Annotated in this window: 17 protein-coding genes and 1 pseudogene; 3 read left to right on the plus strand and 15 right to left on the minus strand. The window is 41.7% G+C overall.

Features of this window, described 5'->3' with window-relative positions; all coding sequences use genetic code 11:
- Positions 1-3: 3 nt before the first annotated feature.
- Positions 4-366 (minus strand): DUF1830 domain-containing protein, encoded by a 363-nt coding sequence (locus tag HC246_RS07005; RefSeq protein WP_169362760.1) that lies wholly within the window; start codon positions 364-366, stop codon positions 4-6.
- Positions 367-1,100: 734 nt separating this feature from the next.
- Here HC246_RS07005 and HC246_RS07010 point away from each other — a divergent pair.
- Both HC246_RS07010 and HC246_RS07015 read left to right on the plus strand, forming a co-directional pair.
- Positions 1,101-2,735, plus strand: coding sequence for a photosystem II high light acclimation radical SAM protein (locus HC246_RS07010; RefSeq protein ID WP_225902925.1), 1,635 nt, complete (start codon positions 1,101-1,103; stop codon positions 2,733-2,735).
- A 194-nt stretch (positions 2,736-2,929) separates the two neighbouring features.
- The gene (locus tag HC246_RS07015) at positions 2,930-3,652 is read left to right on the plus strand and encodes a hypothetical protein (RefSeq protein ID WP_169362761.1); all 723 of its coding nucleotides are present in this window, start codon (positions 2,930-2,932) and stop codon (positions 3,650-3,652) included.
- Positions 3,653-4,325: 673 nt separating this feature from the next.
- On the opposite strand, the gene HC246_RS07020 is transcribed toward HC246_RS07015, so the two are convergent.
- Positions 4,326-5,564: an ABC transporter substrate-binding protein gene (locus tag HC246_RS07020; RefSeq protein WP_169362762.1), complete on the minus strand. Its 1,239-nt coding sequence runs from the start codon at positions 5,562-5,564 to the stop codon at positions 4,326-4,328.
- 208 nt (positions 5,565-5,772) lie between these two features.
- Between HC246_RS07020 and HC246_RS07025 the strand changes: the two genes are divergently transcribed.
- Complete coding sequence (locus HC246_RS07025) at positions 5,773-6,582, plus strand: cupin domain-containing protein (protein ID WP_169362763.1); 810 nt, start codon at positions 5,773-5,775, stop codon at positions 6,580-6,582.
- Positions 6,583-6,696: 114 nt separating this feature from the next.
- Here the strand turns inward: HC246_RS07025 and HC246_RS07030 are convergent, their stop codons facing one another.
- The 13 genes and pseudogenes from HC246_RS07030 to HC246_RS07090 all read right to left on the minus strand — a co-directional run bounded on the left by HC246_RS07030 (position 6,697) and on the right by HC246_RS07090 (position 19,727).
- Complete coding sequence (locus HC246_RS07030) at positions 6,697-8,487, minus strand: proline--tRNA ligase (protein ID WP_169362764.1); 1,791 nt, start codon at positions 8,485-8,487, stop codon at positions 6,697-6,699.
- Between the two features lie 203 nt (positions 8,488-8,690).
- Positions 8,691-9,134, minus strand: a complete 444-nt coding sequence (locus HC246_RS07035) for a PIN-like domain-containing protein (RefSeq protein ID WP_169362765.1) — start codon at positions 9,132-9,134, stop codon at positions 8,691-8,693.
- Positions 9,131-9,823 carry a DUF433 domain-containing protein gene (locus HC246_RS07040; protein WP_169362766.1) on the minus strand — a complete coding sequence of 231 codons (693 nt, stop codon included), beginning with the start codon at positions 9,821-9,823 and terminating at the stop codon, positions 9,131-9,133. Before HC246_RS07040 ends, HC246_RS07035 begins: the two co-directional genes overlap by 4 nt.
- 8 nt (positions 9,824-9,831) lie before the next feature.
- Positions 9,832-10,269 (minus strand): PIN domain-containing protein, encoded by a 438-nt coding sequence (locus HC246_RS07045; RefSeq protein ID WP_169362767.1) that lies wholly within the window; start codon positions 10,267-10,269, stop codon positions 9,832-9,834.
- The gene (locus tag HC246_RS07050) at positions 10,262-10,573 is read right to left on the minus strand and encodes a hypothetical protein (RefSeq protein ID WP_169362768.1); all 312 of its coding nucleotides are present in this window, start codon (positions 10,571-10,573) and stop codon (positions 10,262-10,264) included. The genes HC246_RS07045 and HC246_RS07050 overlap by 8 nt, the downstream gene beginning before the upstream one ends.
- Positions 10,574-10,651: 78 nt before the next feature.
- Entirely contained in the window at positions 10,652-11,038 is a 387-nt protein-coding gene (locus HC246_RS07055) for a type II toxin-antitoxin system VapC family toxin (protein ID WP_169362769.1), read from the minus strand.
- A complete protein-coding gene (gene vapB, locus HC246_RS07060) occupies positions 11,035-11,280 on the minus strand; it encodes a type II toxin-antitoxin system VapB family antitoxin (RefSeq protein WP_169362770.1) in 246 nt (81 codons plus the stop codon). Before vapB ends, HC246_RS07055 begins: the two co-directional genes overlap by 4 nt.
- Before the next feature lie 26 nt (positions 11,281-11,306).
- Positions 11,307-11,681: a hypothetical protein gene (locus HC246_RS07065; RefSeq protein ID WP_169362771.1), complete on the minus strand. Its 375-nt coding sequence runs from the start codon at positions 11,679-11,681 to the stop codon at positions 11,307-11,309.
- Between the two features lie 32 nt (positions 11,682-11,713).
- Positions 11,714-15,001 carry a HEAT repeat domain-containing protein gene (locus HC246_RS07070; RefSeq protein WP_169362772.1) on the minus strand — a complete coding sequence of 1,096 codons (3,288 nt, stop codon included), beginning with the start codon at positions 14,999-15,001 and terminating at the stop codon, positions 11,714-11,716.
- A 61-nt stretch (positions 15,002-15,062) separates the two neighbouring features.
- Positions 15,063-16,343 (minus strand): DNA cytosine methyltransferase, encoded by a 1,281-nt coding sequence (dcm, locus tag HC246_RS07075; protein WP_169362773.1) that lies wholly within the window; start codon positions 16,341-16,343, stop codon positions 15,063-15,065.
- Positions 16,336-17,367 (minus strand): restriction endonuclease, encoded by a 1,032-nt coding sequence (locus tag HC246_RS07080; RefSeq protein ID WP_169362774.1) that lies wholly within the window; start codon positions 17,365-17,367, stop codon positions 16,336-16,338. The genes dcm and HC246_RS07080 overlap by 8 nt, the downstream gene beginning before the upstream one ends.
- 85 nt (positions 17,368-17,452) lie before the next feature.
- A pseudogene (locus HC246_RS07085) lies at positions 17,453-18,496 on the minus strand (IS630 family transposase).
- A 211-nt stretch (positions 18,497-18,707) separates the two neighbouring features.
- On the minus strand, positions 18,708-19,727 hold the full coding sequence (locus HC246_RS07090) for a FecR domain-containing protein (protein ID WP_169362775.1): 1,020 nt from the start codon (positions 19,725-19,727) through the stop codon (positions 18,708-18,710).
- Between the last annotated feature and the right edge of the window lie 122 nt (positions 19,728-19,849).

Raw genomic sequence — 19,849 nt, forward strand, 5'->3', positions numbered from 1 at the left:
TTGCTAGGAGACTACTTCAGGTTCAGGCATCGCCAGTAGCATCGATGGATCATCAAGTAGGTCATCATCAAGTGATTTCATGGGAACCCAGCTTGGTAATGTCGAGCTAGCTTCTTCTACCTGTAATTGGACACAGGGAATTGTATCCGAAAGTATGGAGCTTGCCATCATCCCTGTGTGAATCTCAACATGAGCTGAGGCGATCGCTTCAAAAATTAAATTTTGTCCGGGAAATACAACGCGCTCGAAGTACCACAGGGGTACATCGGTAATCCTTGCTATTTGGATTTTGCTAGTGGCATTGACGTATGAGCAGACAATTTTCTTGTCATGCAAATCAGCAGGTAAGGGATCAAATAAAGACATAAGATTTTATATTTTATTTATATAGTTTAATAAACCCAAAAAGACCAGATTTTTTCGACTTGAGTAATCACGATTTAGTTAGCAAAATAAAAATATTCCTAATGGAGCCAAATAACACCTGCCGATATGTTTGGTGGTCACAAGAATAAATGATCTCACTATTGAATCTAGACATAAAGCTAACATTCAAGACTAACTAAGGATTGTAAACACTACTACAACTTGGAGTTATCTGAGCACGAATTTGATCCCCACCACCTAGGATCTCCAAAGTCAATTATGAAAATTTTAATATAAGTACTCACAGAGACATAGCAAGTATAAAAAATCACCAAAACTGTGAAACTAAAGCTAGAAATTTGCGGGGCTTTAACTTGCTTTTTTCTTGATGACGAGCTTAAGGCAAATGCAGAGTAATGTGTTGACCTACTCTTTATTGTTTGTTGAACGATCGCTAGGTTAAACACAAAATCATCCTTAGTGAATACAGCCTATTAACGCTTAAATTATTTTTGAAAGTGCTGCTTCGCCACGCTTTCAAAAATTTCTTAGGATTTCAAGTCAACACGCGCTGTAACGTTAAAGTGCATATAATTAAGATATGTAAAGACTTGTTGATTAAAATAGAACCAGTACAGAACCAGTACATTGTTGGCGATCGCCATGAAAGCCTCAAGAATAATAAAAACAATTCAAATAATTAAAAAATTATTAAAATTTAGAGATTAAATCCTATGTCTGCCAATGATCCCCAAAACGATGCGCGCACCTCATCTGGTGACATATCTGAACCTCTCTCTACAGTATCAGTAGGCAGCGATCGCATTTTGTATGTACGCCTACCATGTAACCCGATTTTTCCGATTGGCGTAGTTTATCTATCTGACCATATCCATAAAGTCGCGCCCCATGTCCAGCAAAATATTTTTGATCTCGGCACAGTACCACCCTTAGATTTTTATGCAGCTCTAGATCGGGCGATCGACAAGTTTCAACCCAATTTACTCGTATTCTCTTGGCGGGACATTCAGATCTATGCACCCGTGGGCGGACGTGGCGGCAACCCTCTCCAAAATGCCTTTGAGTTTTACTATGCCAAAAATCCTGTTAAGAAATTGCGGGGTGCGGTGAATGGTTTGCGCCTGTTTACTTCTTACTACACCGAACTTTGGCGCAATTCGCAATTAATCAGACGTGGGTTAAGTCGAGCAAGACGCTATCACCCAGAAGCCAGAGCCGTGATCGGTGGTGGGGCAGTCAGTGTGTTCTATGAGCAATTAGGAAATGTATTGCCCAAGGGAACGATTATTTCTGTAGGTGAGGGTGAATCATTATTAGAACGACTAGTCCAAGGGCGGGAAATTGAAAGCGATCGCTGCTATGTGGTTGGTGAAACCAAACCTCGTCCAAGGCTGATTCATGAAGAACCTGCCCCCATCGAAAAAAGCGCCTGTAACTACGCTTATATCGAATCGATTTGGGAAGATTTTAATTACTATTTCCGCGATCGCGACTTTTATATCGGTGTGCAAACCAAGCGCGGCTGTCCTCACAACTGTTGCTACTGCATTTACACGGTCATCGAAGGAAAACAGGTTCGCATTAATCCCACCGATGAAGTCATTAAGGAAATGCGTCAACTTTACGATCGTGGTGTGCGTAATTTCTGGTTTACCGACGCTCAATTTATTCCTGCCAAAAAATTCATTGATGATGCGGTAGAACTATTGGAAAAGGTCAAGGCTTCAGGCATGACTGACATCCATTGGGCAGCCTATATTCGCGCCGACAATCTCACACCTTATCTCTGTCAGCTAATGGTGGAAACAGGTATGAGCTATTTCGAGATTGGGATTACTAGTGGCTCGCAAGAGTTAGTCCGCAAAATGCGAATGGGCTATAACCTCAAGTCCGTCTTACAAAACTGTCGCGATCTTAAATCCGCAGGCTTCAATGAATTGGTATCAGTTAACTATTCCTTTAATGTCATTGATGAAACCTTTGACACCATTCGCCAAACGATCGCCTATCATCGTGAGCTAGAAGCAATATTTGGTGCTGACAAAGTAGAACCTGCCATTTTCTTTATTGGATTACAACCTCATACTCATCTAGAAGACTATGCTTTCAAGAACAACATTCTCAAGGAAGGCTATAACCCGATGAGTATGATGCCTTGGACTGCCAAGAAACTCCTTTGGAATCCTGAGCCACTAGGTTCTTTCTTTGGTGAAGTGTGTCTAGAAGCATGGAAACGTGATGATGATGACTTCGGACGTACTGTGATGAATATTCTAGAAGAGCGTCTCGGACGTGCTCCCCTAGAAGAAGCTCTTGCTGCACCCATGAAAGAGTTAGTAAATGTATAAAAGAATTTTTGAAAGCGGTGCAAAGCATCGCTTTCAAAAATTTCAGGTCTAAGCCAAGCGCTGTATAACTTTTGTATAACTTTTCAATGGTAATTATTTGAGGAGATGGGAATCCTTAATTTTAATGGGGGGATAACAAAAAGTGAAATTTTTATTCGATGTCAGTTACATAGGGAATACATAGGGAATAGATCATGAAGTTTTTAAATCTAGTGTTGCTATCGGCGACCTTACTCGGAACGGTTTCTGTTTATCCTAATCTTGCGTCAGCACAAACAAATACCCAACCTACTGAGCAACGTCAAGAAAAACGGGACGAGCATCGTGAGCAGCGCCAAGAAAATCGTGAAAATCGTCAAGAAAAACGGGACGAGCATCGTGAGCAACGCCAAGATCAGCGTCAAGAAAAACGGGACGAGCATCGCGAGCAGCGTCAGGAAAGACGGGAACAACGTCAGGAAAAACTCCAAGATCAACGTGACCAGCACCAAGATCAACGTCAAGAAAAACGTCGTCAAGAACTTCGTGAGCAGTTGCAACGTTTAGAGCAACGTCAAGAAGGTCGCGATAGTCGTCAAGACCGTCGCGAGAACCGTCAGGATCAGCGCCAAGATCAGCGTCAAGACCGTCGCGAAAACCGTCAGGATAATCGCCAAGACCGTCGCGAGAACCGTCAGGATAATCGTCAAGACCGTCGCGAAAATCGTCAGGATAATCGCCAAGATCAACGTCAAGACCGTCGCGAGAACCGTCAGGATAATCGCCAAGATCAGCGTCAAGACCGTCGTGAGAACCGTCAGGATAATCGTCAAGATCAGCGTCAGGATAATCAGGAGCAGCGTCAAAATAATCAACGCCCAGAGCAGTCACCCCCTAAACCTTCTAATAACCAATCAGTCCCCCCCAAAGCTTCCTAAGTAGCTGAAACCCAACCCTAAAGCTTGTGACGCACGCATAGGGTGCGCCACAAGCTTTAGGGTTTTATATTTAACTGCACCCAGCTACTTAGAAATTTTTTTGGTCAACGGTAATGATTTAGTATGGAAAATTACAAAGCACTGTATTGACTTGAGATACAGTGCTTTTTGATGAGAGATTTGCTTAAAATATTGAGGCTTATATCGGATTAGCAAAGTGATGATCGCGATCACAATTTCTTTGTGAGCAGAATCACATCAAAACCAGATTGAAATCACTAGCTCCACGAAAAAATCCACTGATAATAGTTAAGCAAGGGTTAAGGGAATCAGGGGCAGGTATATGAGAGAACTTACAATTGGCGATTTTATTTTCAAGTATTACGCTGTGGCGATCGCTTTTTTGTTTGTAGCTGCCACTCTCTCAAATTTATAACTCAAAAAGTTTCGATATCTCCAACAAAAATTTAAAGCAGTTTATTCATAAAGCAGGATAGACTGCTTTTTATTGGCATCAAGTAAAAAAGCCTTGCAATGTAAGGCTTTTTACTTGATGCGATTAAATTGTTAGGGACTTGCTATTAATTAAAGTACCTGAGGCTTCGACTCCGCTCAGCCAACGTTAGCTGAGCGAAGTCGAAGCTAGTTTGCCGCGCCATCAAAAATCTGTTTTTTATTGGATAAATGTAAACTTGCCGCTATTGCCGTCAGCTTCCATTTTGATTTGGGCAACATAAAACTGCTTTTGCACGATTTCGCCTTCGGGGGTGAAGGAAATTTCGCCTAGAGGAGTTTCATATTTACCAGCTAGCAACGTGTCATTGAGTTGGGTGCGAAGTTGAGGTAATGACAAAGTACTGATTTTGGTAGTTTTATCGAGAGTACTCAAAGCTTCGACAAATACTTGTACACCTGTAAATGCTTGAGCACTGAACTGAGGTGGTTCTTTTTTATTCTGTTCAGTATAGAGCTTACGGAATTCAGTATTAATAGGATTCTTCAGTTCAGGGCTATAGGCTTGAGCGATAATGATGCCATCACAGAGCGCTTTGCATACAGGTAGTAGATTGGAAGTATTGAGACCGTTTCCACCGATAATTAGACCCTTATAACCAAGTTCCCGCAATTGTTTGACCAGATTACCACCATCTGCGGATAAGCCAGAGATGATTACTAAATCAGGTTTAACATTAATTGCATTAGTTACTTGAGATTGGAAGTCTGTATCTGTAGTTTGGAAGGTTTGCACAGTGGCAAGTTCCAAACCTTTTTGCTTGACGGTTTCTTGGAAAGTACCTGTTTCTGATTTATTAAACGCATCATTTTGGGCATAGAAAACAGCTACTTTCTTAATCTGGGGATTGATTTTGAGAGCTGCATCGATCGCATTAGGTGCAACTACCGCGACAGGTGCGGATACTCGCGAGATGTATTTACCGATTTGAGGAATACCCTTTGCTGTATTTGAGGCAGCAATGACGGGGACACCTGCACGTTCGGCGATCGGATCAGCACCAAAAGCCTGTTGTGAAAGTGTGGGGCCGACAATACCAACCACTTTATCTTGAGAAATTAGGGTGTTAAAAGCGTTGATTGCACCTTGCTCATCGCCTGCGGTATCTTGAAAAACTAGACGAATTGGTGTGCCATTAACGCCGCCTTTCTTGTTGAAATAGGCTTCAGCAATCTTGGCTCCCGTTACGCCTTCCTGTCCAAGTAGCGCCACATTGCTAGTTTGGGCAAACGCGATCCCCAGAGGAATTGCAGTTTGAGCGCCACCTGTATTAGGACTATTAGGAGTCGTTGTGCTGGTGGTTGGCGTATTGCTCGTTGGGGTGCAGGCTACCGCTAAGATGCAGGACATCATCGCCGCGATCGCAAAGCTACAAAGTTGTTTGATTGTTTTTGTCATCAAGTTAGAAGCCTCAATTATTTTTTCTCAAATTAGTCTATAACTTTTATTGCAATTTTCACATTGACAAGAAACTGTAGCGCGGCAAAGCCGCGCCATAGTTTCTCATTACCATCATTCTGTAACGATTAGGGCAGATGTCTGCTAAGACTCTGTGATACTTTGCGATCGCCTATTCTCGAAATATCAAAAAAAGGATTGCGCGACAATGAAACTGTTGAGAATTCCACTCGTGACATTGGGGCTACTTTCAGCGAGCTTTAGCTACGACTTAAGCAAATCGCTAGCCAAGGATTTACCAAAATCAGCGATCGCACTCCAAGACAAATACTCGGCGCTGAGCAACTCGACCATCATTGATCTCAAGGCTCTCACCGCCAATCCGAAGAAATACAATTTTTTTACGTTTAGACCCAACTTAGAAAAGCTGATTCTTTCTGGTGAGGCAAATACTCAGCATATCAGTATCCTTTGGTATACCATCCCCAATGGGAGCGTCGGACTACATTATCATTCGATGACTGAGTCTGTTTATACAATTAGTGGCTCACAGACTGATGCAAAAGGCGTTTATCCTACGGGTTCTCTCTATTTCAATCCGCCTGAAAGTGGCCACAAAATCTCTAATAGTACGGGCTTCTTTATCCTTGCCTACGCATCACCTCCTGATTTCAAGAGCATAGACAAAATCAAGCCCTATACGCCTGTTCAAATCAATACGTTAGATCCTGATTTGGAAAGCAAATATACGTTTACTAATCCCAAAAGTGGCGTTAAGGTCTACAACATTCCCCTAGATCCTAAGGGTGGCATGAGTTCTCAAATCATCAAAAGTACGTCACTAACGAGCTATGGATATTCAGGGAATTATCTACTTGTGCTTAAGGGAAGTTGCAATATTGATGGAAGAACCTTCAAGAAGGATATGTTGGTTGTCGCGAAGACCATTAAAACGGAATCTTACAAGCTTAGCGCGACTAAAGATCAGTCTTGTTTGGCTCTAGGAGTTTCCTTCTAAAAAAGCTGTGGTGCACACTGCGCGTTCGTCACAGCTTTTTATCCAACAAAAAAGAAAAAGAGTTGCGGCGCAACTCTTTTTCTTTTTTATGGGCTATACGAGGGACTATATAGTTTACTTGAGTTCGTTTTGTAGGTATTCAACTACTGACTCAATTTCTACTAAAGTCGCCACCTTTGTTGCCCGATTGACGATTTCGACTTTGCCATCAGCGATCGCCTTACCCGTAACCACCCGATAGGGAATGCCCACGAGATCAGCATCCTTGAACTTCACACCAGCCCGTTCATCGCGATCGTCGAGCAATACTTCCACACCTGCGGCATCAAGGGCAGTATAGAGCCTTTCACCTACATCCATTTGCTTAGCATCGCCCACATTAGGGACAGTGACAATCACATGGTAAGGTGCGATCGCTTTATTCCAGATGATGCCATCTTTGTCGTAGGATTGTTCCACGGCAGCTTGAGCGAGGCGCGAGACACCTAAACCATAGCAACCCATGACTAAAGGCAGTTCTTCGCCTTGCTCATTAGTGAAGGTCGCCTTCATCGCTTGCGAGTATTTGGTTCCCAATTGGAAGATATGTCCAACTTCGATACCTCTGGCGGTTTGCAAGATTTGAGAAGGATCGTGAACTGCGCGATCGCCTGCTTTTGCCTTATCAAGATTTACAACTGTAGGTAATGTAAAATCCTTGCCCCAATTTGCGCCAACAACGTGATAATCAGCTTCATCTGCACCCGTGACGAAGTTTTGTAAATGCTCAACAGTGCGATCGGCTAAGCGGAGAAACTTTGGAGAAACTGTGGAACTTTTATCAATATAGGAGTCATCTAGACTTGGTGAGATAAACCCGACAGGGAGTTTGGAATGCGCCCATTTTTGCTGAGATTCAGGATCGGCAACTTGGAGGTTGATAACGGCTTTTCCACCGTAGTTACTTGCTAGTTTAGTCAGTTCATTTTGCAGTTTTACTTCATTAACATCGCGATCGCCACGAATGCTAACTAATACTAAAACTGTTGTGCCATTGTCATAAATGACTTGATAGAGAACCTGCTTCACAACTTGGGTGGGGTCGCATTTCAGCAACTTGCATACAGTTTCGATAGTTCCCTTTTTAGGAGTATGCACTTTCTCGAACTTGTCAAAATGCGAAGGTACAGCCTCAGGTGGAAGTGATACTGCCTTCTCCACATTGGCGGCATAGCTGCTATCTTCGGTAAAGAGAATGTCATCTTCACCAGCTTCCGCTAATACCATAAACTCCTGCGAACCCGAACCACCGATCGCACCTGAGTCAGCTTCGACAGCACGGAATTTCAGACCACAGCGATCGAACATCTTCCGATAAGCGCGATCCATTTCGTAGTAGGTTTCTTTGAGGCTCTCTTCATTTTCATGGAAGGAGTAGCCATCTTTCATGATGAACTCGCGCCCACGCATTAACCCAAAGCGAGGACGAATCTCATCGCGGAATTTGGTTTGGATTTGATATAAATGCTGTGGTAATTGGCGATAGGAGCGGATCGTATCTCTAGCGATCGCTGTAATAATCTCTTCGTGGGTAGGACCAAGACCGACTTCACGATTAGCGCGATCGGTGAGGGCAAACATGATCCCTTCGGCTTTGGTGTAGGTATCCCAGCGTCCTGACTCCTGCCATAGTTCCGCAGGTTGCAGTTGCGTCAACAGACATTCCTGCGCCCCTGTGTCGTTCATCTCTTCGCGGACGATCGCCGAAATCTTTTGCAAAACGCGCCACATGAGCGGCAAGTATACATACAAGCCTGAACCTACGCGCCTGATGTAGCCCGCACGGAGTAATAGTTTGTGACTTGTGAGTTCTGCTTCGGCGGGATCTTCACGCAGAGTGACCCAGAGCATTTGAGATAGACGCATATTGCTGGAGGTATTCGCTGATGTTCGCTAGGGATATTCGCTAGAATTTCGTTAATTTGTTAACAACTATTCTGCCTGTCAATCATATCAGGACTTGGGACGTTGGGGCTGTCGGTCAGGGGATAGACGATCACCTTAAATGTAAAGCAATTGATTGGCAATTTCATTGGCTGTCAAGATATCAAGAAGTTCCCGTTATATCCTTACAATTCATTAGATCGTTGTAGCATCTTCAAAAGTTTTGTGTGGTTTTGCCACATTGTCACTCTACTATTTTGATAAACTTTGGCGATGAAAGGGGATTGATTTCCTTTGATGAATCTCTCGATGCTGTCTAGAGCGTGAATAAAAGTTTGTGCCATTTCTTCACCACTGGCATCACCGATCGCTAAAACAAAAACTCTGGCGTTAGAACTAGCGATCGCTATTTGCTCAGAGGGTGTGCGTCCAAGATTAGCGTCTTTAGTCAAGACAATCCATCCTCTGCGGCTAACTTCGGGCAACCATTCGACATCTGGAGAGTTGGGGACAAAATGATCGATATGCGCTTCGGCATTTGCACCTGCTTTGCGTAGTATTTTGACTAGATTTTTGCCTAAGGCTCTATCTACAAAAAAGATGGGCTTATTGGTGTTTTTCTTGTTCACGCGATTTGAGGAGGGAGTTCGTAGCGGATCGCTTCTTCAATTTGGAGTCTTGTGCAGCCGTAGTCTTCAGCAAGTAAATCTATAGAATCTCCTGCTCGATAGCGTTCGGCAACGATGGATGTGGGAATGCCTGTATCAGCGATCGCTAAACGACCAAAGGATACTGTTGGATCAAAAACAAGCAGTTTGGGGCTATCGGATTGATTGGGGCGCAGGTTGGGGAATAGGCGAATGGCAACTTGGCGATCGTATTCGATGCGCTTGAGGAGTTGGTTGAGGGTTTGACGCATGGCTAACTGTCCATTTTCGGAGGCGTTAATCAGTCTTCCGACGGATTCGACAAAGAGGTTTACGCCGTCGGTCTGGAAGTCGATGCTTGCAAGGGGATGTGGGGTGGCAAATTCACGTTCGATGTAGTCAAGGGCGGTGCGAACTTTATCTAGGCGGATATTGTGGTCTTGGCGAATTACTCGTAATACATGGGCTTCTACGAGGTTGATGAATGAGAGTTGTGAAAATTCGGTGCTAGGGCGTTGGATGAGAGGTGCGGAAAATTGTTGTCCGTCTTTGGTGTTGTAGGTACGCCCATGTAGCCAAGCTTGTAATGTACCCGATGGAATCCGCAAGTAACGAGCGGCATCGGCTACTGTATAGGCTGGAAGGTTTTGAAGTTTGGTTGCATTTGTCATGTTTAATTTTAAAGTTCTTGAGTAAGGATTGAGCGAATTTCTTGAATAAACTCACTTGGGGTTTGGATTGTTAAACCACTTTGCTTGGCTACATTAGGAGTAAAGTCTTTGGTATTGAGACTCAAAAGCCGATCGCATTTAGCTAATAAGGCGACAGCAAGGATAGGGGCATCTTTAGGCTCAATGATTGCTTCCCATTTAACTACATCTGCGATCGCGGGATTAGGCAAGATTTCAGGATTAATAACGCTTAGAATTTGTTTGAGGATTGGTAAGGCTTTGGGTAGTTTTTTGGTGATGTTGCGATCGCATTCTTCGATGACTTGCTCGGAAATTAGAACTTTAAATAGCCCAATTTCTGCCATGACGATGACGGCATGACTAGCAACACTACGCGAACCGCAAGCAGCAATGATAACGCTTGAGTCTAAAAATATTCTACGCACTGATTTTAGTTTGTTGTTGCTCTTGCCAAATTGCTTGACGTTCTTCTTGTATTCCTTCTAGAAGTTCATCGACGGTGACATTATTTGAATTCATTAAGGATACAAAGTTGTCTGTCAGTGTTGTGACTTGGGGGATTCTGGGGACAATTACGGCAAATTCACCGATTTGGAGCAGGGTGAGGGTTTGTCCTTCGTGGGTTTGCAAGGTGTTTAGCACATCTTGAGGGATGCTAATTTGTCCTTCTTTTTGTACTTGTAGAGAGAAGACTTTCATGGAAGTATTTGCTGATTCAGTTAAGGTCATCAGTCCTCCTGTTGTATCTTTACAGTATAGTCTTTGCAATTATTAGCGAGTAGATTTTTTGTAACTCACTCAATTTGTTTATGTCCATAACCGTTGAATGGGATAGGCATCAAAGGCGACATCTCGACTAATCACTGTGAGAGATCTGGTAATTGCTTGGGCGATCAACATTCGGTCAAATGGATCGCGGTGATGTAGTGGAAGATCGCGGATTTGGATGGTGTCGCTAAATGTGATGGGAAGCAATAGAATATCTGATGCTTCAAGTTCTGTTTCTATAGTTTCATATTCTTGTTGCAGTGACAGTTTACCGAGATTTAACTTGATGGCAATTTCCCAGAGACTAACGATACTGAGATAAACGGTATCGACTTCTTCGATGATATCTTTAAGGTTGCTGGATAGCTCATCGCTATTTTCTGATAGCCAAATAAATGTATGGGTGTCTAGCAGATATTGGCTCATTCCATATAGTCCTTAAAGTCTTCTAGTGGCTCGTCAAAGTCCTCGGACAAGGGTAATACGAATGTCCCTTTTAAGATTCCGACTCGACGTTTTCTAGCTAGTGGTACATCTTGAGTAATTTCTTTGGAGTGGTTATCGAGAAGATATTTGGCATAGTGCAGAATTTCTCGTTTGAGTGGTTCTGGCATCAGGGCTATGGTTTGCAAGATTTCTGTGTCTAGGGGTTGTGTAGTAGTTGTCATTGTCTAAGCTCCTGCATAGCTATATTTTACTTTTTAGGTTTGGCTTCAAGTCCTGCTTTGAAGGCGGTAAGGAAGACTTCAACAAAATCATTTTTGGCAATTTTTTTGATGGCTTCAAATGCACCTGCTTTAAATGCAGCAACTAGACGATCTTTGAGGGTTGGTTTCTTTTCTATCTCTTCCATTGCGGCGGCGGTGATGATTTCTTTGCCTGCTTCACTGGTGGGATCGGAGATTTGGGGGACGATTCCTTGCAGGATTTCAACGAGTTCGTTGGCGAGTTCTTGGGTGTTGGGGTCGTCTATGCCGTAGTAGTTGTTTTGTGTGCCGATGTTGTCGCCTGTGACGGTTTGATCGCCTGCGATGACTTGTCCTACGGGGGCGTTGAAGTTAAAGGTCATAGTTTTCTCATTGGGTAATGTTTAGTGGTTGGTTAGGAATCAGGTGCTGTTTTTTGGTTGTTTTGTGTAGCAATATTATTACCATGTACTATTAGGTTTCCAGCAACTACTTTGTCTACTGGTGCTTTGAAGATGTAGGTGTTGCCTGTGGTAGGTTTGGGTTTGTCTTCGGGGGGTGAAGGTGTTTGGGCTATGTTGTAATTGTAGTATTTGCATCGGGTTTGGATGGCGGTGATGACAGCAGAAATATTCGACTCTTCAACAAACACTTTAGGAATAAGATCCACTAATTGAGGTAGTTTTTGAGAGAGAAAAGCTACGTTTTTATCAATAGTAGCAACAGCGATTTTGCGTAAGGCTTCTACAGTAACCCAATGCACACCATCAACATCATTATCCTTGAGATCTTGAACTAAAAGTTCTACAGCTTTATAACTACCAATATTTCCTAACGCCTCGGTTGCTCGCTTACGAACAATAAAGTCTTCATTATTAAGATGCTGCATCAAAATTTCTTCAGCTTTGTCACTACCTATTTTTTTTAATGCTTCTGCTGCTTTCTCACAAAAAACATAGTCTGCATCGTCAGAATATTGAATCTCAGAATTAAGAACTTTAATAATGGGATCAATAGCTTTTTTGCTGCCAATCTTTCCTAAAGCCTCTACTACTTTCCTGCGAACAAAATCATCATCAAGGTATTGAATAAGAGGCTCAACAGATTTCTCACTACTAATATTTCCTAATGCCTCAGATACGCTACAACGGATATCTTCATTTTGAGTTTGAAGAATATGAATAAGAGGCTCAACAGATTCCTCACTACCAATCTTTCCTAATGCTTTTGCTGCAATTGAACACAACTGATGGTTATGAGAACTAAGAGCTTTAATAAGTGGTTTAACAGCTTCGTTACTACCAATCTTTCCTAATGCTTTTGTCGCACTAGAACAGATTGTAGGATTTCTATTTTTAAGTGCTTGAATGAGAGGTTCTATAGCTTTGCTACTTCCAATCAGTCCCAATGCGTCTGCTGCACTCGAAGAAACATTAGAACTTCTATTTTTAAGTGCTTCAATAAGAGGTTCAATGGCTCTATAACTACCAATCGATCCTAGAGCCTTTGCTGCCGCTTCTCTTACCCAATAATTTTCATCGTTATTAAGTACTTGAATCAATAGATCAATATTTTGATTACTACTAAACTGACTTAGTGCTTGTACTGCTGACTCTCGTATAGAATATTCATTATCATGTTTTAAGGCTTGAATTATAGTTGCGATAGCCCTATCACTACCAATCTTTCCTAATACTGTTAATGCTTTACGGCGTACTAAGATATTTTCATTCTTAGACGTTTGAATTAGGATTTCCTCGGCTTTATCTCCAGTGAATTTCCCTAAAGCGTCAATTGCCAAGTCACTTATATCCCAATCTTCTTTGAAAAAATCAATAAGAGATTGAATGGCTTTATCATTGCCAATCTTTGCTAATGCATCTACTACATTTTTGCGGACAAAAGATGTTTGATCTCTAAGGCATTCAATAAGAGATTCAACAGCTTTATCGCTACCAATTATCCCTAATGCCTCTGCTACTTTTGCACGTACTATAAAATCTTCATCTTTGAGGGCTTTAATAAGAGATAGAATGTCTTTGTCGCGACCAATCTTACCTAAAGCCTCTGCTGCTTTTGCGCGTACTACATGATTGTAATCTTTGCTGAGATATTGAATGAGTATTTTAATATCTTTATCTCCACCATTATTTCCAATTACCTTGGCTATTTCTCTATGTAAAATATAGTCTTCATTTTTAAATGTTTGATTCAATGATTTTAAATATTCGATCGCAACATCAGACCTTGTTTCCCCAAAAAGCTCGATCGCATATAACTGAGGAATTTTTCGCTCATCTATTTCCCGAATCAACAACTCAACAGTCTTCTCCTGAAACCCATACTTCACCGCCCCAGCCAACCTTGCCCCCAACCGCAAATCTACCTCCAAAGAAAGCTTTACCACTCGTACTGCTTTCTCCTCATCGTCACTCTCCAGCAAATCCAACATCAGTGCCAAAGGTTCTGTCCATTTCAAATAATTGAGATAGTCATGCTGTAATCGTTCATAGCTGATTTGTTGATTCTCTAATAGTCCAAACAACCATTCCGCCGCATAATATTCCTGAATTAATTGATGCTCAAATTCAATGAGATCATTATTAGCCTGAATTAAATGATGCTTTAGTAAATCATTTAGCCATCTAATTGCACAGTCATCAGGATATTCTACTTTTCCTTTCAAGAACTCAACCAAGATACTTTCTGCTTGTTGACGCGAAATCGCCACCCGTGCATCTGTCAGATTTTTTCCGCAAGTCATCTTAAACGCTAGATACTGTAACAACCGCCCACACCATGTCCGCAAGCGCTCTGACAGTAACTCCTTCTTGCTATCTCTATAGCCCACCGTAAACGCCCGAAACACCATACCCAAATTCGGTGGAATCTGCTCCGACTGCTGAAACAACGAACAAAGCATCCATAACAACAAAGGCGTTTGCCCAAACTCCCGCAACCGTCCCGACAACTGCTGCAACAACCTCTCCCCCTGCGTCGGCAAATACGCCATCACAAACTGCTGCATCTGCGGCTCCGTCAAAGGCTGCATCTCTAACCGCTTCGCAATCCCCAAATCCCCACCCGCACTCAACTCCCGCGTCGTAAAGATCATCGGGCAAGTTTTTTGATAAAGCTCCCGAAATTGATTTACCATGACGCGACCGCGATCCGATGGCAACTCATTCACCCCATCCACCAACAGCAACAACTGCCTCTGACGCAATAGCTGCTTAATCCCCGCCTCATCGATATCCAAGGCAGGATCGTGCTTGTGCATAAAAGCAAGAATGCGATCGCATACAGACGACTCATTCGCCTCCGAGGGCAAATACCGCAACTCCACCAACACAGGGATTTTCGCTCTTGCAATGCTTAACGCATTTTCCGCCTCCTGCAACAACAACCGCGCCAAAGCCGTAGACTTTCCCGAACCTGGTCTACCTACCAGCAACACATGATCCACCGCATACTTACAGATCCCCTCCAGCACAGGCAATCGCTCGATTTTTTCCTTTTCCCCTTCCTCTTTTTCCTTTTGACTTTCTACTTTTTCTTTGTCCACCGTCTGCACCATTAAGCCGAAGTCAAAAAATGCAGGCGTAATGCGATCGCGTTCTACCTGTTGCGATTCCTGCCCAGTCGCATCCGTCAGCGTATACAAGCGCCACCACTGCTGATAAGCGCTTACCAGCGACCTCAAATAATTATCAAAACAAATCTCAGCAACCATTGAGAAGTTTAGCGTTTTTAGCTATTTTACTTCACGCAACACTCGAAATATTGATTTGGTTGAACAAATCCAAGATCACCTCTCTAACCACAGGTACTGACACCGAATTACCTAACTGTCGATATGCATAGGTATCTTTAGGATGCAAAATAAATGAATCAGGAAATCCTTGTAATCTCGCACATTCCCTTGGTGTAATTCTTCTTATCCTGCCATTATGAACTACGCCTAACTTATGGGCATCACTAGATACAAGCGTAATCGATATACTTTGAGGATCTAAAAACTTGAATACCTCAAAAGACATATTGCCAGCCACAGGATTATATCTACCTTCTGTCTCTTTGAGATAACCTTTGCAAATCAAACCATTCATAATCTCTGCAAGATTCTCATGGTCAAAAAAAGTTTTAATTTCATCAAGATTAAGCTTTTTCCCATCTTGATGTGTGCCAAATTTTTTTTTTCGCCTATTAGCAATTAATTCATTCATAAACTCAATTTCTAAATCATTACACTCCCCTTTAATTCCCAATTCCCATGAATGGATTGAATTACCATTACGATGATCGATTAATCTATATCCATGTAGTTTTTCTGGACTATTGCCTGTGAATTTTAATAATCTAGCTGTAAAATCTTGAGAACAATCATACTTAATACTTGGATTTGCCTCTAAAATATCAGCAACTACTTTAGTATTATTAGCATCAGCAAATGAATCAAATAACGTAAGTTGACTAAGCGATCGCTTAAATTCATGGGAATCATTCGCACCCAAGTCAGATTTCAGAGATAAAATTGGCTGTTGATTGTACAGCCCTAAAATATATACTCGGACACGATTTTGAGGAATACCAAACTTTGAACTATTTAAAATTAGATAAGATACCCCATAGTTTAAATTTTGTAATCGCTCAATAATTGTCTTGAAAGTACGTCCTTGATCGTGACTAGTTAAACCCCGAACATTTTCTAGCAAAAATGCTTTTGGTTGATAATCGCTTAAAAGTTTTTCGATCTCAAAAAACAAGGTTCCTCTAGTATCCACAAATCCTTTTTGTTTCCCAGCATATGAAAATGGCTGACATGGAAACCCTGCAAGGAGAAAGTCGAATTTTGGGAATTGCTTAATACCGTAAATGTCACCATCTGGCTTCTCTTGATAATTAAGTTCATACGTCTCTTGAGCATATTTATCTATTTCTGAAGACAATACACATTTAGTTTGGATGCCAAGATCTTGCATCGCTTGCTCAAAACCCAAACGCATTCCACCAATACCAGCAAATAAATCAATAAAATTAATCATTTAACTTTTCTTGAATAAAGTTTGCTAAAATTGCGATTTCTTCTTTTGAGTAAGCAACTGTACAGTCACTGAAATTGCAAATATTCCTGATAGCTGATGATCTTTGGAAGTTGCCTGCGCCATCAATAACATACGCAATCCAAGACCCATTTTCATTCATCAATTTAAAGCGGTTTTCTGCTTGCCCCGATTTACGCTCAATCACACTATTAGTCGTCACTTGAAAACTAACTTCTATGCCTATTTTCTTCCCATTTTTTTGGACAACTATATCAAATGGCATTCCATCACTCTTGTCATAGCCATTTAGAATAATGGAACCGTTTCTGGTTAGTTGATAATCTTGGGTTAGAAACCCTCGTAAAGTCTCTAATACATAAGTTTGAGCAATTTGTCCCAGACTATTCGTATTTGCTCCCGTAGTAATTCTACTGACATATAAATATTTTTCACGCACATACTTGTCAATTGCTATCTCATCACCAAGTAAAATACCAATTTCACATTTTTCTAATGCAGCTAGATGCGCAACATCCGAAGTTGCTCCATACAAAAGAATCATAATTAGGTCTTTATGCAATGGAGACAATGGAACGACTTTAGTTATTGAAACGCCATCAATATCAAGCTTTGCATTTCCTAAGCCATTGATGGGTAACACTTGAAATTCGTATACTTCAGTCTTTTCTCGAAAAACATACTGCATCACTCGCCGATTTGTAACTGGATCAATTGCAAAAGTTTCTGTAAACTCCCGCCCCAATCGCTTAATTAGTTCGCCTCCATAATCAGCAAGAATAACCAGATGTTTTAGAAATAGATTCGCCGACATTCCCGATGCTTGTAAAACATCAAAGACCTGATGGGGATTGTCACCTGACAGTTTCAGAATACTGATAAATCGATCTTGGGTTGCAATTAACTTGGGAATAACACTCTCTGCGGCAACCGTTGCTTCTAATTCTTTCGGCCACCACTTGACAGCTTTTTTCTCCAGTTCTGCAAATGTACGGTTGTAATTCAATTTTTGTGTTCCTGATTCACCATTGGTTATAGTTTACCAAAACCTGAGAGCGATCGCTCTCTCCTACCCTGACCTCAAATATACCTTAACAGGGAATAGACTTAACATTATCAAAAGACTGAAAGCGCAAAGTCAATAAAGAATCCAAAGCTGCTTTATGAGTAGTGCGGGAATTCTCAAGGCAAGAAGCAATAGCAAACTTGAAAGAATCAAAATCAGGGTAATAGACGGAGTAGAGACACTGTTTCTTCACAAATTTCCAAAGACGCTCAATCAAGTTTAAGTTTGGAGAGTAAGTAGTCAAATAAAGAAGCTCGATATTTAATGACTGAGCCAACTCAAAAACTAAAACACACTTTTGATAACGAGCATTATCCAAGACAAGAGTAATGGGTATAGTCAAACCCAAAGCCGCAAGTTTGTGGAGTAAGTCACAAACACTTTGAGCATTGATGTAAGAATCATTAGTCACAGTAATCAACTCATGAGTAACAGCATTAAGTGCACCGAGGACATTAAAACGCTGCCTTCCCGACCCAGATTTAAGAAACAAGCGTTCAAAACACCACAAAAAGCCTAAATAGGCTCCAAGGACAAAGTGAGCAGCATCAACAAAGAAAACGGCTCTTTGTCCAGATTTAGCTTCCTCTAAGCGCGGTTCTAGTTTTTTTTAAGAAATTCCTCTTGTGCTGCTGGGTCAGCCTTTGCAGGTATTAGCCCCACTCGACGACAACTCATTCCCATCGATTTCAGGAAATGACGCACCTGTTCTCGACTACGGACAATCCCTGTCAACTCAGTAATTTTTTGCTGCTGCATGAGCCAGCGTTTTAGGTGGATGTTCTCGAAAATATATCTCTAAACTTTCTTGATGCTGTTTTAGTTCACTCTGGGGGCGATTAAAGGTCAGTTCTTTCAGTTTGCTTATCCCACCTTCTTTATAATCTCGTAAATAGTTCAACAGTGTCGGTTCACTGATTCTTAGCAGTTGTGTAATTTCCTTGTGCGCGTATTTCTGGCTTTTTAGGTATAGTGCTTCCATTTTTCTCTGCACTCGTGGATGCGGATGATGGAATCTTTCGTAATGCAGCGCATCTATTTCTTCCTTGGTAAATGTTATTCGGAGCATCTTGGAGAAAAGTTAACGTTTCTTCCATCTTTACTCTTATGAAAAATAAAGTCTACCCCCTGTCAAGGTATAACCATCAAAACAAATTGCCCTAACCAACAAAAATAGCGGCAAAATTTTGGCTTTATAATAACTTTTCGACACCAAAAATGAAATATATACCAAAAAGAGAGGTGTGGCACTACGTGCCACACCTCTCTTTTTAGCTAAATTAGAATGGGAAGCTAGGTAAACTAGGAATAGGAATACTAGGTGTAGGAATTCCGGGAATCGAGATTGGGAAATTCACATTGGGGAAGAGACCATTAAAGACATCTCTAACTTTATTGATTCCAGGGATTTGATTGGTGAAACCTTGGAATAAATTCCCTTGCAATAGATTGACAAACTCATTTTCAGTGAGTTTTTGGATGATACCCAAATCACCAGTTTGAGCCACCTCAATCTTTTCTCCCGACTTCAAAACTACTTCATCAATTGCCTGAGCAGGTTGAGACTTGGAGTCAACTGGTTTCTTCCCTGAACTGTTGGGAACTGGAGAAGGAGTAACTTTGGGCTTAGGAGTCGGAGAACTCTTAACTTTGGGAATAGTTGGAGCGCTAACATTAGGCTTATTCACCTGATTGGGGGTAGGTGTTGTCGTCGTAGGCTTATCCGTTGGTTTAGTATTGGGCTTATCACTATCATCAACTAAAGGTTTCGGATTACGCTTTACGACTACTTCGCCTTCTAAAACCTTAACCTGTTGATTGCCTGACTCATCTACTTCCAATAAATAAGTTGTGCCCCTCACCCCTGTCGTAATTCCTGAAGAGCAAGCATTGATTGCTCCATTAACTAAAATCGTGCCACGGCTCAGTTGAGCGCATTGCCCAATTCTCAATACCGAATTTGCCGATAGTCTTGCCACGGCTCCTGTATTAAATAAAAGCGCAGTTCTAGAATTGCCAGTGCGAACTTGTTGATTGGCACTGGCGACATCATTAACGTAGGCTTGCTGATTTTGAATAAAAACTTGATTGCCATCCAGAATTTCCTGCACAGTTGCTTGCGTAGACTGGGCGGATACAGGGGCAAGTTGTGGTGCAGCAAGGGCAAAAACACATAGACCGATCAAGAAAAAGACAAGACGTTTATATTGTTGAGGTAATTTCAAAAGGTACTGTGGAAAACCCTGTGGAAAAGTCTTAAAAGAAGCCTGTGGAAGATCTTCCCCCAAAGTTTTGGTCACAGATTTTAAAAGATCCCATAAAAACATATGCGATAGTTCTCCATAATTAAGCTTGAGAAAGGGTTTAATAAATTGAAGGCTGCGTCCCAATTTCTCGATCGCTTATCGCAAAGACAGTTAAA

Origin of the sequence: Pseudanabaena yagii GIHE-NHR1 (assembly GCF_012863495.1) — a bacterium.
In the GTDB taxonomy this organism is placed as follows: domain Bacteria; phylum Cyanobacteriota; class Cyanobacteriia; order Pseudanabaenales; family Pseudanabaenaceae; genus Pseudanabaena; species Pseudanabaena yagii.